Source organism: Paenibacillus sp. FSL H7-0756 (assembly GCF_038006765.1).
Taxonomy (GTDB): domain Bacteria; phylum Bacillota; class Bacilli; order Paenibacillales; family Paenibacillaceae; genus Paenibacillus_AQ.
The window spans coordinates 756,943-772,686 of sequence record NZ_JBBOVT010000003.1; the positions used below are offsets into that span (position 1 = coordinate 756,943).

Here is a 15,744-nt window from a genome sequence, read left to right on the forward strand (position 1 = left end):
GGTATGAGGCTTATCAGAAGGAGCAGACAACTGCACGGATGGCTGACGGTCTTACTGCTGGCGGTGTTCGCCCTGACCGCTGCCGGCTGCGGGAATGAGCAGCAGGCTGCGGGAGAGGCAGGTGCGCCTCCGCAGGGAGATCTGACGCTTGTGGTGGGTGCCTATAGCGTGGTGAAGGATGCCATGGGCGAGATTCTCCCCGGGTTCGCGGAGAAGTGGAAGGCGGATACCGGTCAATCGATCGTATTCCAGCAGTCCTATGAGGCTTCCGGTACCCAGGCGCGGGCGATTGCCGGCGGTTTCGAGGCGGATGTCACGCTGCTTGCCATGGAAGGCGATGTCGGGAAGCTGGTCAAGGCCGGTCTGGTGGAGAAGGACTGGAAGCAGCGCGGCGGTGAGGCGGGCATGGTGACGCGGTCGGTTGTGGCTCTGGGAACGCGGGAGGGCAATCCGAAGGGGATTCATGATTTTGCCGATCTGGCGAAGCCGGGGGTGAAGGTGCTCTACCCTAATCCGAAGACCTCCGGCGGTGCCCAGTGGGACATCAACGCAATCTACGGGGCTGGCTTGAAGCGTTCGGAGGAGCAGGAGGGGGCGAAGGACCCTGCGGCGGCCAAGGCTTTTCTGGAGAGCATACACCGAAACGTCGAATCTCTGGATAAAAGCGGGCGGGCCTCGATGGCTGCCTTCGAGTACGGGGTGGGCGATGTAATCGTCACTTATGAGAATGAGCTGCTGGCGCGGATTGCCGAGGGTGTGAAGTATGAGGTGGTCATCCCGAAGAATACGATCCTGATCGAGAATCCTGCGGCCGTGGTGGATAAGTATGCGGATAAGCATGGTACCCGTGCAGCCGCAGAAGCGCTGGTCGATTATCTGACAACGCCTGAGGCACAGGAGATATTCGCCAAGTTCGGCTTCCGTCCCGTGAACCAGCAAGTCTACGCGGCACATGAGAGCCAGTATCCGGTTCCTGCCGGACTGTTCGACATCAGCTATCTTGGCGGCTGGGAGGAAGTCCGCACCACGTTATACTCCAAGCGGGGCATATGGTATCAGGTGCTGGCCGGGATCTAGACTGGCTAGGCTGATAGATGGAGCAGAGTGCGATTAGCAGACATGTGCTTAGGTGCAGTGCGAGGGATAATGAGAGCTGTTCTCCGGCCGGATGAGGCTGAAGGACAGCTCTTTGCCGTTCTTATGGGCCAGTGTGCAAAGGACCGGCTCCTGTTCTATAATAAACTGACAGATATTCGAGAAAAAGACGATGAGGTGGGCGGGCATATGGATACATTAGTGTTCCTCGGAACAGGGGATGCCATGGGCGTACCCCGGGTCTACTGTGATTGTGAGACCTGCACGGAAGCGAGAATCACCGGGCGCAACAACCGCCTGCGTTCTTCTGTGCTTATAGATAACGGCAGCGGCTTCCTGGCGATCGACTGCGGACCGGACTGGCGGCGGCAGATGGAGCTGCAGGGACACCGTACCATGAAGCGTCTGCTCGTGACACATGCGCATTTCGATCATATCGGCGGGCTGCCGGAGTGGGCCGACAGCTGCCGCTGGATGGGCTTCCGGGGCGAGCTGTACGCTCCGGCAGAGGTTATTCCTGTCATTCAGCGGCAATACCCGTGGCTCACCGGACATATCGACATGATTCCTTGCGATGACGGCATCACATTGGACGGCTGGCAGATTTCGACTTGGCGGGTCAACCATGGCAAGAATGGTTATTCCTACGCCTACCGGCTGGAGAAGGAGGACTATGTCTGGGTGTACTGCCCGGACTCGATCTCTCTGACCACGGAGGAAACCAGGCGTATGCATGGAGCGGACCTGCTGGTGCTGGGAACCAGCTTTTATTACGAGGCAGCTGAATTGTCCACCCGCTCTGTGTATGATATGACCGAAGCCGCCGACCTGCTGGAGACCGTTCAGCCGCGCCATGCGGTCTACACACATATGTCGCATGACATCAATCTGGACAAGGATTATATTCTGCCTGAGAAGGTTACGCTTGCTGTGACGGGGATGAGGCTTCCGCTGTACCGGGAGGAGTTCTAAGCAGCATAGTAGTGCGGGAGTTGTGTGATGTCACTTAGGATGTGTGCAATTTGAATTAGTGAGTTGGAGTGCCGAGAGGAGCTGGTTGTGATGATCAAAGGTTTCGGAGGTATCTTCTGGAGGACCGGAAATCTTGAAGCGGTGAAGAAATGGTACAGTGAGGCACTGAAGCTTGAAATCGACAGTTGGAACGGGACTGTAATCAGACCCGGGTCAGGCAATGAGACGGTCTTGTCCTTCTTCAGTGAGCATGATCCTTATTTCCCGGCAGAGCAACAGGTGATGTTGAATTTCCAGGTTCATGATCTGGACGAGGTTATCAAGCATCTGGAGCAGATAGGCGTACCGCTTGCCAAGAACAAAGAGAGTAGCGAATTCGGACAATTTGTTTGGATTACAGACCCTGACGGGCGGCTGGTTGAGCTTTGGGAGAAATAAAGCCGAAATACGCTCCTCATAGAGCAGACAGGTTTGATTACTGCTGCTGTATGGGGAGTTTTTATTATGCTTTTCAGCCCCAAGACCGACATGGGAATCAGCCCCCCGCCGCTGGGTCCCTTACCTGGGGTCTAGTAAACTAGAGACATCGGAGCCGCAGAGAGTGGGCCCACCACGAGCCCCTCTTCCAGTTTTATGTATATGATGTGTTTATTTCTTTATTTTCAAAAAGAGAAGGAGGCACTATACTATAACGATGTTCCATAATCCAATCAATCGATCATCGTGGAGGTTTATGAATATGAGTAATGATTTCATTCCGATTATGCTAGATATTCCAGAGAGCTTTGAGACAGAGCGGCTGCTTGTCCGTGCTTTGCGGCCTGGAGACGGTAAGGAAATGAATGAAGCCATCCGGGAGAGTCTGGATGAGCTGAAGCCGTGGATGCCCTTTGCCCAGAGTATGCCGGCTGTGGAGGAAACGGAGCAATACGTCCGTGAATCGCAAGTAGCCTATCTGAAACGCACCACTTTGAATATGGAGGTTTTCCGTAAGGAGGACGGCAGATTCGTGGGCAATATAGGTCTGCATCATGTGGATTGGGATTGCCGCCAATTCGAAATAGGGTACTGGATCAGAAGCTCTTGCTCGGGCAAGGGATACATGACGGAAGCGGTGAACGGAATTACAGATTTTGCAATCAGAGAACTTGGAGCAAGCCGGATTGAAATCCGGTGCAGTGCCCTTAACGGGAGAAGCGCGGCTGTCGCGGAGCGTGCCGGATTTACACTGGATGGTATTTTGCGCAAAAGCACCCGTGAGTCGGACGGGGAGCTCCATGACAGCAAGGTATATGCCAAGGTGCGGGGTGCTGAATTCTAAAGAGGAGCTGATGATGTGAAGAAGAAAGGCGCTTTTACCAGATTAAGTACATACATGCTTAGGCATAAGCTAATTTATGCTGTATTGCTCTTGGTGACGTTGTTCAGTATTGTGCTCGATCTTACGATGGCCTGGTTCCTGGCCCGGATTACGGATGCGGCGGTCCGGCTGGATGTGGAGGCGTTCAAGGGGCTTACCTGGTTCGGGATTCTTTTCTTGCTGGTTACGGGATTGAATACCTTCGTCAGTGCGTATCTCAAGACCAATGTATCGGCCAAAATCAGAAATGAGCTGCGCCAGGATATGATGGGACATACGCTGGCCTTGCCGCAGTCTTATTTCGACCGCAATCATTCGGGTGATTTGTTGTCCCGGTTCACGAATGACAATCAGTCGGTGGGGGAAGCCTGCGGGCAGGTGATGCTGGATCTGCTGCGCAACCCGCTGCTGGCGGTAGCCTCCTTCGGTTATCTGCTCTATATTAACTGGCTGCTGGCGCTGATCTGCCTGTCCATCGGGCCGCTGCTGTTCCTGACCGGTAAAATCTTCGGCAATGCGATGCGCATCAACAGTGTGCGGGTGCAGGAAAGTATGAGCCGGACGACGGCTTTTCTGAACGATATTCTGGGCAGCAGTATGGTGTTCAAGGCCTTCTCCATGGAGCGCAGGCTGCAGAAGCAATATGTGGGCTACAGTGAGGATATTGCCTCAGGGGAGAAAAAGAAAGCAAGAATCGAAGGCGCAACCGGAGCGATCTCCTCCTTGCTGGGGAATCTGACCTTCCTGCTGGCGCTGGTGATTGCCGGGTGGTTCGTGGCGAATGGAAGACTTGAGGTCGGGGCGATGATCGCCTTCATTCAGCTGATGAACTATCTGGTGGGTCCGTTCTCGTCCCTGCCGGGCCTGGTCGCTTCCATGCAGCAGTCGCTGGGTGCAGCGGAGCGGATCTTCGAGGTGATGGATGCGCCTGCGGAGGTTGAGGTGCTGCCAGAAGTCCGGGCGGAGCTGCCGGGATTCGGGGAGCTTCGGCTTGCAGAGGTATCATTTAGCTATCCGGGAAGTGAGAAGCAGAGCCTGAACAAGGTCAGTCTGGAGCTAAGATGCGGACAACAAATGGCCGTAGTAGGTCCGAGCGGCGGCGGGAAATCTACTCTGTTCAAGCTGCTGCTTGGTTTCTATCAGACAGATGCGGGTGAGGCTGCGATCAACGGCCGTCCGATCAGCGGAATACCGCTTGCAGAGCTGCGGAGCTACTTCGCCTATGTACCTCAGGAGTCGGGCCTGTATTCCGGGAGTATCCGGGACAATATCGAGAGCGGCAAGCCTGGTGCGTCAGATGAAGAGATTGTTGAGGCGCTGCGGCAGGCGAATGCGTATGAGTTCGTGATGGAGCTGCCGGAAGGCATACACACGGATATCGGTGAGCATGGCTCCCGGTTGTCCGGCGGCCAGAGACAGCGGCTGTCCATTGCCAGAGCGATGCTCAAAAATGCGCCGATTCTGCTGCTGGATGAAGCTACGGCTGCTCTCGACAATGAGTCGGAGCGAATGGTCCAGCAGGCGATCCGTAAGCTCATGAACGATAAGACAACGCTTGTGATCGCCCACCGGCTCTCAACGATCCAGAATGCCGATGTCATACTGGTGATGGAGAACGGGGAGATTGTAGAGCTGGGCGGACATGAGGAGCTGCTTGCGGCTGAGGGGCGGTACTCGGATCTGTATCATTCACAGCTGGAGCAGGAGGCGGAAGAGGAATTGTTAACCCCTATAGTCTAGCCTGCTAAAAACTGTCCATGGCCTGGATCACCTGTCCCAGCGCCTGGAGTCTTCTTTCAAGAAGCGTCCGCTGCGGGCTGCCGGCCTTTGACTTGGCATAACTGGATTCTACGGATGGGGTTAACCCGAGCAGAACATGGCGGGCTTCTGCCAGCTCGGCAGGGGTATAAGAGAGCGGCTTCTGATTCCAGACGTTGTCCAGAACAGCTAACCCGATCTGCATGGCATTCAAGCGTTTCTGGACCAGAGTCGTATTGGAGCCGCTGCTTGTCATCTGGGTTAGGGCGCTCTCAAGCTTACGGATGGTCGATTGCATCGAGGCTATGGATTGCAGTTGTTCCTCATTTGATATCTCTTCCATGAAGGATCTTCCTCTCTATATTAGGATAAAAGGGTGGCGCACCGCAGTTCGTACCATGAACCTGCGGGGTACCACCCTTTTGGGTGTTATACTCCGCTGTTATTACAGCAGCTTATGCTTCTTGGACTGTGTTAAGAATGAACTTATCAATGGCGTATTTCACGCCGTCCTCATTGTTGCTGAGTGTAATGAAATCAGCGATTTCCTTAAGCGCAGGAATGGCATTCGCCATCGCCACACCGAGCCCCGCAGCTTCAAGCATCTCATGATCATTCCAGGAATCGCCGACAGCCATCGTTTCGGACAGCTCGCAGCCAAAGTGTGCTGCCAGGAATTCCAGGGCCAGGCCTTTGGTGCCTTCATGATGCATGATCTCCAGGAAATGCGGCTTGGACTTCGTGATATGAACCGAATCGCCGAGCAGGCTGCGCAGGATCGGAGACAGCTCATCGAGGAAATCGGGATCATCGATAATGAGCATTTTTGGTGTTTTTTGCGGAACCAGCTTGGCTTCCCAGTCCGGCTCAATGTAGTACTGCGTTCCGTTCAGAGTGGAATAGTCAATCAGCTTCTGGTTCTCTTCGCGGGCGTACAGCTTGTCGTCAATATAAGTCTGCAGGTGCAGGTCATGCTCTACACAATACTGGAAAAGCTTGCGCACCGCGTCCTGCGGCACATAACGCTCATACAGGACCTCTTCATCAAGCAGGTTCTTTACCAGCGCCCCCTGATAGGTGATGATCGGCACATTCAGTCCGGTCTGGCGGGCAATCGCCTGGGCGGAAGCATAAGCGCGGCCGGTAGCAAGGGTAACCACAACGCCTGCGGCTACAGCCTGCTCCAGCGCGGTCTGGGTGGCCGGGGTCACTTCCTTGTCGTCGTTAATCAAGGTATCGTCAATATCAATGGCAATCAATTTGTACATTTGGGTTCTCTCCTAAGTATGGTTTGTAGTCCGGCTATCCGCTATCACTTCTATAGGAATAGGAACGGAAGCACGGCTCTCTGTCTGTAGCAAATCTGGTAAAAGGGTTCGCGGATTCCGGTTCAGCCCTCCGCCTGGGTCCCGGACGGTGCGGGGCTGAGCTCTGCCAGCAGCATGGCGGCCAGAATGCAGCCGCAGCCGAGCAGCGCAGATGCGCCGAGCGTCTCTCCGCCGAAGAGCAGGCCGGTGACGGCCGCGAACACCGGCTCCATGGCATAGATGATCGCCACCCGGGACGGGGTGGTGTATTTCTGGCAGGCCGTCTGAATCCAGAAGGCGAAGGCACTGGTTGGCCCGATGGAGATCAGCATCGCAGAGAGCACCTCCGGCTGGCGGAGCAGCTCTCCGCTGTGCAGCAGCGGGCCGCTTCCATCCACGAGCAGGGAGGCAGCGATGCTGAGCAGGCCTACGAAGCCGAGCTGAAGCGCCGCCAGCGGCAGGGCCGGATAACGCGGTGCGTATCTGCCGGTATACGCGATTTGTAGCGCAAAAGCCACGGCGCAGAGCAGAATCAGGCCATCGCCCTTATTGAGGGAGAAGGCAGAGCCGGTAAAAGTCAGCAGATACAAGCCGCCTGCTGCAAGCCCGGCGCTCAGCCAGGTATATCTGGAGATGGCCGTCTTGAGCAGCGCCAGAGACAGGAACGGCACCAGCACCACCGACAGACCGGTAATAAATCCTGTGTTAGAAGTGGTGGTGTACAGCAGCCCCATGGTCTGGAAGCCGTAGCCGAGGAACAGGAAGAGGCCCAGCAGCAGGGCATGCACCACCATGCGCAAGCTCAGCTTACGCCATTCCTGGCGGTAAAAGACAGCGGTAATCAAGGCCAGCAGCACAGCGGCACCTGTAAACCGGATGCTGTTAAAGGCAAGCGGCGGCAGCACCCGCACGGCGGACTGCACGATCAGAAACGTGCATCCCCACATCATCGCCACCAGGAGGAGACTTAAGTCGGCGATTCGGGAGCGATTCACAGTGTGTCATCCTTTCAGGGCCAGTTGAGTTGTCCAAATTGTATCCTAAAACAGGGGGCAGGACAAGCCGAAACTGTATGGCTTCCTTGACCCCGCGGGCCTGAAGAGCCTCTAAACTACATATAAGCTGGACAAAAAAGGAAAGCCTTGGTATACTTCGGTAACCGCACACCTGTTCTTATTTCGGGACATCCAGAAGCATTTATACTTTCATCTAAGGAGCGGATTCACCATGATGGGCAAATCCCATTTAGTTATCAGCACCGGGGTTACCCTGTCCGCCATGAGCTTGCTAGGGCATGCCGTTACCCTTCCGGCTGTTGCCGTCGCCGTGGTCAGCTCACTGCTGCCCGATATCGACGAGCCGAATTCCATGCTGGTACGCAAGGCCGTGCCGGAGTTTTTGCTGCGTATTCTGCAGGTAGCGCTGATCGGAGCGGGCATTTATCTTTATTTTGCCGGGATAGCGGAGCCGCCCTGGAATATCGCACTGGCGCTGCTGGTCGGCAGCGTATCCTTCCTGCCCAGCCGCAGGCTGCGGCATCTGGTGATGCTGCTGATTGCGCTGGCCTTGTTTGCTTTTGCCGATGCCTATGATCCATGGAACTATATCGCCGCCTGTGTGCTGGTCGTAGCTTCCATAGTTCCACACCGGGGAATCACACATACGCTGTATGCCGTGGCCGGATGGGGCGCGCTGCTGTACTTCGTCTCCCTTGACATGAATGACGGCGGCAGTCTGTGGATTGCCGGGAGCCTGTCCTACGGACTGCATCTCCTTGCCGACTCCCTGACCCAGCGCGGGATCACCCCGTTGCCTCCGATCCCCTTCAAGCTGCGGCTGAAGCTGATGAGCACCGGCACCAAAAAGGGCAACGCGGTGGAGAAAGTATGCGTGATGCTTACGCTGGCGCTCGTTGTGTATGTGTTCGTGCTTGTATAGCGGCGAATCCGGCAAGGATACGAAGACAAAGAACCCCACTAGCTCTGCGCAGGACGCGGCAGGTTAGCGGGGTTCTTTTACATGCAGCTGCTATTCCTCAAGAAACACAAGTCCGATGAAGTCCTCCGGTTCAATGCGGCCGAAGTAATGCTTCAGATCGAGATCAGCCAGCGCCTGGCGGACCTCTGCCTCCTCATAACGCTTGCCGCGCAGCGCGTTCTCCACATCAGCTACATCGCCGACGCCGAAGAAGTCGCCGTAGATTTTGATCTCCCGGATGACCGAATCTTCAATGTCCATGCGGATATCCACGAGCCCGGCCGGGAATTTGCGGGTGTGCTTCACGTTGCTCTTAGGCGAGAGACCGTAGTTCCAGTCCCAATTCTGGTAATGCTCCTTGGAAATTTCATTGATCCGCACCCAGTCGTCCATTGTCAGCTTGTACTGCGGCACCTCAGCGGCCTCCATACCGAAGATCGAACGCAACAGCCCCTCGCGGAATTGTTCAATCGTCATGTCAGGATTGCCCAGCAGCTCCTTGATATTGGCGACCCGGCTGCGCACGGACTTGGTGCTCTTCGACTTGAACTTCTCGGGATTCACGTTCAGGGAAGCCTGGACATCATCCAGATTCAGATCGAACATCAGGGTGCCATGGCTGAACATACGTCCGCGTGTGGAGAACTGGGCGTTGCCGGAGATTTTCTGCTCCCCGACCTGTAGATCATTGCGTCCGCTCAGCTCCGCGTTCACGCCCATAGACTGCAGATAGTCGATGACCGGCTGGGTGAATTTCAGGAAGTTATGGAAGGACTGGCCGTCATCCTTGGTAATGAAGCTGAAGTTGAGGTTACCGAGATCATGATACACCGCACCGCCGCCGGACAAACGCCGCACGACCTGGATGTTATGCTCCTTCACATATTCCTGGTTAATCTCCTCGATCGTATTCTGATGCTTGCCGATAATGATCGACGGGCTGTTGATATAGAAGAGCAGGTAGCTCTCGTCCATCGGGAGGTTTTTGAGCGCAAATTCCTCAATGGCCAGATTGATCGATGCGTCTGTGATGCCGGTATTATCAATAAAAAGCATTCGTGATTCCTCCGTTAACCATAGTAAACTGCTGTACTTATTCTAAACTAAAAGAGAGATTTCTACAAAACGGAACGGGAATGGCGGGTAGAGGCAGGGAAATGGGTGATATAGCATTGACGGATTTCCGGCAATTGGCCAATAATTGGGAGAATGGTGATAGAACTACGGATAGTGAAGTGGAAACATGGACACGGAGGATATTATGATGGAGAGATATGGACACGGGGGATATAGGATGGCGAAATATAAACATGGGGGATATACATATGCTTGAAAAATATGGACATGGCGGTGATCTGCTGACCGCAGCTGAATTATACGGCGATAGCAGCGGCGGGTTTTTGGATTTCAGCGCGAATATTAACCCGCTGGGGCCGCCGCCCGGTGTGCTGGCGCTGCTGCGGGATGCGGTCTCCGCTATCACAGCGTACCCCGATCCGGGCCACCGCAGGCTGAAGGCGCTGCTGGCGGAGGAGCTGGGTCTCGGCACGGAGTGGATTACCGTGGCGAACGGGGCGGCAGAGTCGATGGCGCTGCTGCTGCTGGCGGTGGCTCCGCACCGGGTGGGCATCGTGGAGCCGTGCTTCTCCGAGTACCGCCAGCTCGCCGAGCAGTTCGGCGCGGAGGTATTGTCCGTTCAGGGGAGCAGCCGGACGGATTACCGGGCTGACGTGGACGGCATCTCCGGCCTGCTGGAGCAGGTCGATCTGCTGTTCCTCGGCCAGCCGAATAATCCGAACGGCGTCCAGTATCCGCTGGACGAGCTGCGGCAGTTCGCGCAGCAGGCGGAGGCCTGCGGGACGGTGCTGGCGGTGGATGAAGCGTTCATCGACTTCATCCCGGAGGCGGACCGGCAATCTCTGCTGCCGGAGCTGGGGGCTTATCGTCATACGGTGCTGGTGCGCTCGATGACGAAGTTTTTTGCCATTCCGGGGTTGCGGCTGGGCTTCACTGCCGCGCATCCGGCGCTTGCCGCGGCCATGACGGGCAAGCAGGTGACCTGGAGCGTGAACGGCCTGGCGCTGCTGGCCGGTGAAGCTTGCCTGCGCTGCGGCGACGGCTACGGGCAGGAGACGCGCGCGCTGATCGCAGCCGAGCGGCAGCGGCTGCGGGAGGGCTTGCTTGAGCTCGGCTGCGGCGTGCCGCCGGGCGAAGCGAACTTCCTGCTGCTGCGGCTGCCCGCTCCGTGGAGCGCGCAGGAGATGCAGCAGCGGCTGGGCGCGGGCGGCATCCTCGTCCGCAGCTGCGCGATGTATCCCGGCCTTGAAGCCGGGCATATCCGTGTCGCGGTCAAGGGCCGCGCAGACAATGACCGTCTGCTGCGGCAGATGGGGGAGCTGATCCGAGCGGGGATGTGAGACATCCGCAATCAGGAGATTTTGAGAGTCACTAAAGAAAGGAGTCGGTGATACGTGGATGAGATCGAGGTTAGTTTGCCTTTTAATTTTGAAGACGGAGTGAAGACGTACCAGAGCAAGGTGTGGCCGGGGCTGGCGCTTGAATGGCGGGAGGGCCATCTGCTGCTGGAATTTCCGGCTGAAGCGGACAGTATATCAAGTGCGGTATATGGCGGAGGCGCGGGGCGTCTGAAGCGTGCGGTGAACCAATACGTCAGCCGGGACTACGAATGCAGCAATCCGGTGCAGGATCTGGAAAACAAGCTTCAGGAGTGGGGCTACCCGCTGGAAGGCTGCGCGGGCCTGATGACGGCAGTTCCGCTGGAGCACGCCGCCGTTGCTGAGGAGGATACCGGATCAGCGGGCATATTCTGCTGCGTAACAGCGGCTGCGGGCAACGCGGCCCGGGCGGGATCGCAGCGTAGTGTGCTGGCAGCCTACCGTCCAGGCACGATCAACATCATGCTTGGGATTGATGGCTGGTTGTCCCAGTCAGCCATGGTTAACGCTGTGATGACGGCTACCGAAGCAAAGGCTGCGGCATTGGCAGACCTCGGAATCAAGGATTCCGAGAATGCCCTCATTGCGACCGGTACCACTACGGATGCTATCGTGCTTGCGGTGAGCGGAAGCCGCCGCTATGCTGCGGAGCATGTGTATGCCGGGACGGCGACTGACCTCGGCGGAGCCATCGGCAGACTGGTGTACAGCGCGGTGACGGAGAGCCTGCGCTCAGTGGAAGCAGCGAAATCTGTGAGCAGAGCGCAGGCGGAAGAATCGCAGGCTACACAAGGAGTAGACGCGGAAGTGTCGCAGGCTGCGGGCGGGGGAGATGCGGAAGCATCACACGCTGTGCGAGAAATAGACGCGGAAGCGTTACGAGCTGTGCACGGGGTACACGCGGAAGAATCGCAGGCTGCGCAGGGCGTTGACGCGGAAGCGTCAGAGGCACCACGATCTGATCTGCCCCGTGTCACTCAGAGCGGCGGCCGGGAATGACGAACACGGACTGTTATACAGAGCGGCGGGGTGATCCAAGGTGAAGCTTGCTATCATCCTGCTCTCTGCTTATATTGTGGACCGGATAGCCGGTGACCCGCGCAAGCTTCCCCATCCCGTTATTTATATGGGGAAGGCGATAAGTGCCCTGGAGCGGGGGATTCGCCGCTTCGCTGCAACGCCCAATGCTCTGAAGCGGGCGGGAATTCTTCTTCCTCTGCTGGTAGCAGGCGGCGCATGGGCGCTGACAGCGCTGGTTGTCATGCTGCTCTACCGGCTATCGCCCTGGCTGGCCGGAGCAGCCGAAGTGTGGCTGATCTCCACCACCATTGCCTCCAAAGGGCTGAAGGATGCGGGCATGGCAGTTTACGCCGAGCTGCGCTCGGGGGATCTGCCCGCTGCCCGCCGGGCGCTCGGGATGATTGTCGGCCGCGATACAGGCCATTTGGATAGCCCGGAAATTGTGCGCGGTACGGTAGAGACGGTCGCGGAGAATATCGTCGATGCGATCATCTCGCCGCTGTTCTTCGCCCTGCTGGGCGGCGCACCGCTGGCTATGGCTTATCGTGCAGTGAACACGCTGGATTCCATGGTCGGCTACAAGAATGATAAATACCGCGATCTCGGCTGGGCATCGGCCCGCCTGGACGATGTCGCCAACTACATACCGGCGCGGATGACCGCGCTGCTCTTGACCTTATGTGCGGCGCTTCTGCGGCTGGACTGGCGCAGATGCTGGCACACGGTTCGCCGGGATGCCCGTCTTCATCCCAGCCCGAACAGCGGCTATCCGGAATCGGCAGTGGCCGGAGCCCTCGGCATCCGGCTCGGCGGGGAGAATGTATACCATGGCGTCACCTCCTTCCGCGCTTACATGGGTGATCCGCTGCGGACGATGGAGCCGGAGGATATTATTGTGACCTCGCGGATGATGATGTGGTCATCCGCAATATTTGTCTGCATCTGTGCAGCCGTTGCCCTGCTATGGCACGGGATTGGGGGCTAAAGCCGAATGGGGAAAGCTCAGAAAGCTCGAAAAACTCAGGAAGCTCGAAAAACTCAGGAAGCTAAGAACATCCAGGAAACCTGGGGAGATCAGGCAGCTCCAAAGTTGCAAGACATGCCATCATCACTCATCCAATCTGCGCAGCCGGAACTGGAGCTGGTTTTAGTCCGACATGGCTATACCCAGTGGAATAAGGAACACCGTTATCTGGGCAGCACTGATTTGCCGCTTGTGCCGGGGGAGGCAGAACGGCTTGAGAAGCTGGGGACACAGCCGCCGCTTGGCGGGGAGTTCAGCCATGTCTATTGCAGTGATCTGCGCAGATGCCGGGAGACTCTGGCGGCCTTGGTTCCGCGACTGATGCCGCAGGCAGTCTATGATTCCCGGCTACGGGAGATGGACTTCGGGGCATGGGAGGGGTACACGTATGACCAACTTAAGGATAATCCGCTGTACCGGAGCTGGATTGACAACCCTGGGTCCGCAACGCCTCCGCAAGGGGAGGCGTGGGCGCAATTCGCCGCCCGGGTTGAGCATTTCTGGACACAGCTTCAGCAGGAAGCAGAGGCTCCTGTAGTACCCCGTATATTACTGGTAACGCATGGCGGCGTTATCCGGCAGCTGCTGGCGCAGATCATCGAAGGTGTGACGTTTTATACCGCAGCAGCACCCGCTCCAGGTGAGGTTACGGTCCTGCGACTGCGGAGGGATGGAGGATGCTGGCACATGGCAGAGGGGAACTAACGGTGACTGATGGCGCAACTGCTAACGGGTGATGATCCGCTAATGAACACACTAATGCTAATGTTGCTGATTACCCTGACACTAACAAATACGCTAATGAACATGTTAACGCTATCTCTAACGCAAATGCTGATGGTTACACCCAATCGCTGACGCGTGATTGCACTTTGTACATCAGAATGATCTAAAAACGTATCCAAAACTCATTCTGCTGTATTTCCTGCAACAGAATTTCAGCAATTAGCCCGATAACAGCCAAAATCCAAATTTCTAATGCACATAATGCAGCAGAATACGAAAAAGGGCCAATATACGCTTATCTGATTGTACAAAATACAATAGAACCCTCAGGGAGCGCTCAATTAGTGCCCGGGCAATACCCGAGACTACCCGATAATCACAACCCGCCCGTATCCGTCCGTATCCGCCCGCATCAGGTATTCCCCATTACCGGCATGCTGAGAAGACGCATGTATAAGCAATATTAGCTCCACATTCCAGCCCCTCATCCCCCACAGAACCACGTCCGGCAGAAAATCCCGGGGCGGTGGTTCTTTTTTTACGGCAAAGTCTGTGCCATGATAGCTATGGAGGCGATCGCAGGATGTTTAAGGATTTCAAGCTCATTGCCGGGCGTCCGGTATCGATCCAGGTGAAGGATTACATGAAGCATCTCATCATCAAAAGCGCGCTCCAGGGCGGGCAGAAGCTGCCCTCCACACGTGAGCTGAGCACCTTGCTGAAGGTCAGCCGGAACTCGGTGATCTCGGCTTATGAAGGGCTGGAGGATGACGGCTTCGCCTACACCGTACAAGGCCAGGGCAGCTACGTCGCACAAGGCGCGGCAGCTCAGAACGGTGCGGAAGCCGCCCCATGGACGTTGGACTGGAAGGAACGGCTTAGCGGGCAGGCGCTGCTTGCAGAGGAGCTGGACATTATGAAGCGGGGGATACGCGCGGAGAAGGGCACGATTTCTTTTACCAGCATCGCCCCGGATGAGCGTCTCTTCGAGCTGGATCATGTCCGCAGAGCGTTCCTGGAGCGTATGTCCGTAGAGGGCAACGTTCTGCTGAATTATGGATATGCCAAAGGCTATAAGCCGTTAATAGACTATCTCAAGCAATATATGGAGCATAAAGGCGTGGATCTGCGCGGCAAGGATATGCTGATTACGAACGGGTTCACGGAAGGCTTCGACCTGGTGCTGTCGGCTCTCGGCAAGCGGCATGGCGCAGTGGTCTGCGAGAATCCGACGCATCATACGGCGATCAAGAATCTGAAGCTGCACGGCTTCGGAATTCACGGGGTCACGATGGAGCGGGACGGCATCCACCTCGGGGAGCTGAAGCAGGCGCTGGAGGCGCGGCCGTATGACTGTGCTTATCTGGTTCCCTCCTACCATAATCCCACCGGCATCGTCATGTCCCCCGAGAAAAGACAAGGGCTAATGAAGCTGATGCAGGACTACAACGTGCCGGTGATTGAGGACGGGTTCAATGAGGAGCTGCGCTATTCCGGCGCCCATGTGGCTCCGTTAATTGCGGCGGCGGGCGGCGGGAACGGCGTGGTGTATCTCGGCAGCTTTTCCAAAGTCCTGTTCCCCGGGCTGAGGGTGGGCTGGGTGCTGGCGGATCAGGAGCTGATCTATTATCTGGAGAGTGTGAAGCGGGCGCGGACCATTCATACCTCGACGCTCGACCAGTCCATTCTGTATCAATATCTGCTGGGCGGCAACCTGGAGAAATATCTCAAAAAAGCCCGGCTGGAGTATAAACGCAAATACGAGCTAACCCTGGCCTGCTGTAAGGAGCATATACCCTATGCCTCCTTGTCGGGTGATGGGGGGCTGCATCTGTTCGTAACGTTCGCGGAGGGCTTCAACACAAGGGAATTGCTGGCGGCTTGTCACGCGCGGGGAGTTATTTTTACGGCGGGAGACATCTTTTTCACAGACGGTGCAGGGCAGAACACGCTGCGGCTGGGCTTCTCCAGGGTAGCGGATGAGGATATCGTGAGGGGTATTGCAATCATCGGGAAGACAGCACGGCAAATCATGGGAGAATGAGGTGC

15 protein-coding genes are annotated in these 15,744 nt (G+C 56.6%); 11 read left to right on the forward strand and 4 right to left on the reverse strand.

Annotated elements, in window-relative coordinates:
• Window positions 1–3 precede the first annotated feature (3 nt).
• The 5 genes from NST04_RS29375 (at window position 4) to NST04_RS29395 (ending at window position 5,167) form a co-directional block, all read left to right on the forward strand.
• A complete protein-coding gene (locus NST04_RS29375) occupies window positions 4–1,077 on the forward strand; it encodes a sulfate ABC transporter substrate-binding protein (protein ID WP_341187404.1) in 1,074 nt (357 codons plus the stop codon).
• Between the two features lie 207 nt (window positions 1,078–1,284).
• Window positions 1,285–2,067: an MBL fold metallo-hydrolase gene (locus tag NST04_RS29380; RefSeq protein WP_341188081.1), complete on the forward strand. Its 783-nt coding sequence runs from the start codon at window positions 1,285–1,287 to the stop codon at window positions 2,065–2,067.
• A 90-nt stretch (window positions 2,068–2,157) separates the two neighbouring features.
• Window positions 2,158–2,505, forward strand: a complete 348-nt coding sequence (locus NST04_RS29385; protein ID WP_341187405.1) for a VOC family protein — start codon at window positions 2,158–2,160, stop codon at window positions 2,503–2,505.
• 301 nt (window positions 2,506–2,806) lie between these two features.
• Window positions 2,807–3,388, forward strand: a complete 582-nt coding sequence (locus NST04_RS29390) for a GNAT family N-acetyltransferase (protein ID WP_341187406.1) — start codon at window positions 2,807–2,809, stop codon at window positions 3,386–3,388.
• Window positions 3,389–3,403: 15 nt separating this feature from the next.
• Window positions 3,404–5,167, forward strand: coding sequence for an ABC transporter ATP-binding protein (locus NST04_RS29395; RefSeq protein ID WP_341187407.1), 1,764 nt, complete (start codon window positions 3,404–3,406; stop codon window positions 5,165–5,167).
• A 4-nt stretch (window positions 5,168–5,171) separates the two neighbouring features.
• Here the strand turns inward: NST04_RS29395 and NST04_RS29400 are convergent, their stop codons facing one another.
• From NST04_RS29400 to NST04_RS29410, 3 genes are all read right to left on the reverse strand, one after another.
• Entirely contained in the window at window positions 5,172–5,528 is a 357-nt protein-coding gene (locus tag NST04_RS29400; protein WP_340991419.1) for a hypothetical protein, read from the reverse strand.
• Window positions 5,529–5,640: 112 nt separating this feature from the next.
• Window positions 5,641–6,453 carry a Cof-type HAD-IIB family hydrolase gene (locus NST04_RS29405; protein ID WP_341187408.1) on the reverse strand — a complete coding sequence of 271 codons (813 nt, stop codon included), beginning with the start codon at window positions 6,451–6,453 and terminating at the stop codon, window positions 5,641–5,643.
• 122 nt (window positions 6,454–6,575) lie between these two features.
• Window positions 6,576–7,487 (reverse strand): DMT family transporter, encoded by a 912-nt coding sequence (locus NST04_RS29410; RefSeq protein WP_341187409.1) that lies wholly within the window; start codon window positions 7,485–7,487, stop codon window positions 6,576–6,578.
• Between the two features lie 232 nt (window positions 7,488–7,719).
• On the opposite strand from NST04_RS29410, the gene NST04_RS29415 reads away from it, so the two are divergent.
• Window positions 7,720–8,430: a metal-dependent hydrolase gene (locus NST04_RS29415; protein ID WP_341187410.1), complete on the forward strand. Its 711-nt coding sequence runs from the start codon at window positions 7,720–7,722 to the stop codon at window positions 8,428–8,430.
• Between the two features lie 90 nt (window positions 8,431–8,520).
• Here NST04_RS29415 and NST04_RS29420 read toward each other — a convergent pair whose 3' ends face one another.
• A complete protein-coding gene (locus NST04_RS29420) occupies window positions 8,521–9,525 on the reverse strand; it encodes a lipoate--protein ligase (protein ID WP_341187411.1) in 1,005 nt (334 codons plus the stop codon).
• Between the two features lie 269 nt (window positions 9,526–9,794).
• Between NST04_RS29420 and cobD the strand changes: the two genes are divergently transcribed.
• The 5 genes from cobD to NST04_RS29445 all read left to right on the forward strand — a co-directional run bounded on the left by cobD (window position 9,795) and on the right by NST04_RS29445 (window position 15,739).
• The gene (gene cobD, locus NST04_RS29425; protein WP_341187412.1) at window positions 9,795–10,886 is read left to right on the forward strand and encodes a threonine-phosphate decarboxylase CobD; all 1,092 of its coding nucleotides are present in this window, start codon (window positions 9,795–9,797) and stop codon (window positions 10,884–10,886) included.
• 54 nt (window positions 10,887–10,940) lie between these two features.
• Window positions 10,941–11,924 (forward strand): adenosylcobinamide amidohydrolase, encoded by a 984-nt coding sequence (locus NST04_RS29430; RefSeq protein ID WP_341187413.1) that lies wholly within the window; start codon window positions 10,941–10,943, stop codon window positions 11,922–11,924.
• A 40-nt stretch (window positions 11,925–11,964) separates the two neighbouring features.
• Entirely contained in the window at window positions 11,965–12,930 is a 966-nt protein-coding gene (gene cbiB / locus NST04_RS29435) for an adenosylcobinamide-phosphate synthase CbiB (protein WP_341187414.1), read from the forward strand.
• A 114-nt stretch (window positions 12,931–13,044) separates the two neighbouring features.
• A complete protein-coding gene (locus NST04_RS29440; protein ID WP_341187415.1) occupies window positions 13,045–13,674 on the forward strand; it encodes a histidine phosphatase family protein in 630 nt (209 codons plus the stop codon).
• A 604-nt stretch (window positions 13,675–14,278) separates the two neighbouring features.
• Window positions 14,279–15,739, forward strand: coding sequence for an aminotransferase-like domain-containing protein (locus tag NST04_RS29445; RefSeq protein ID WP_341187416.1), 1,461 nt, complete (start codon window positions 14,279–14,281; stop codon window positions 15,737–15,739).
• Window positions 15,740–15,744: the final 5 nt, after the last annotated feature.

Coding starts and splice junctions, on each gene's coding strand:
- NST04_RS29420 (WP_341187411.1), bottom strand. CDS start 9,525: ATGCTTTTTATTGATAATACCGGCATCACAGACGCATCGATCAATCTG.
- cobD (WP_341187412.1), top strand. CDS start 9,795: ATGCTTGAAAAATATGGACATGGCGGTGATCTGCTGACCGCAGCTGAA.
- NST04_RS29405 (WP_341187408.1), bottom strand. CDS start 6,453: ATGTACAAATTGATTGCCATTGATATTGACGATACCTTGATTAACGAC.
- NST04_RS29415 (WP_341187410.1), top strand. CDS start 7,720: ATGATGGGCAAATCCCATTTAGTTATCAGCACCGGGGTTACCCTGTCC.
- NST04_RS29375 (WP_341187404.1), top strand. CDS start 4: ATGAGGCTTATCAGAAGGAGCAGACAACTGCACGGATGGCTGACGGTC.
- NST04_RS29390 (WP_341187406.1), top strand. CDS start 2,807: ATGAGTAATGATTTCATTCCGATTATGCTAGATATTCCAGAGAGCTTT.
- NST04_RS29400 (WP_340991419.1), bottom strand. CDS start 5,528: ATGGAAGAGATATCAAATGAGGAACAACTGCAATCCATAGCCTCGATG.
- NST04_RS29385 (WP_341187405.1), top strand. CDS start 2,158: ATGATCAAAGGTTTCGGAGGTATCTTCTGGAGGACCGGAAATCTTGAA.
- NST04_RS29445 (WP_341187416.1), top strand. CDS start 14,279: ATGTTTAAGGATTTCAAGCTCATTGCCGGGCGTCCGGTATCGATCCAG.
- NST04_RS29440 (WP_341187415.1), top strand. CDS start 13,045: ATGCCATCATCACTCATCCAATCTGCGCAGCCGGAACTGGAGCTGGTT.
- NST04_RS29380 (WP_341188081.1), top strand. CDS start 1,285: ATGGATACATTAGTGTTCCTCGGAACAGGGGATGCCATGGGCGTACCC.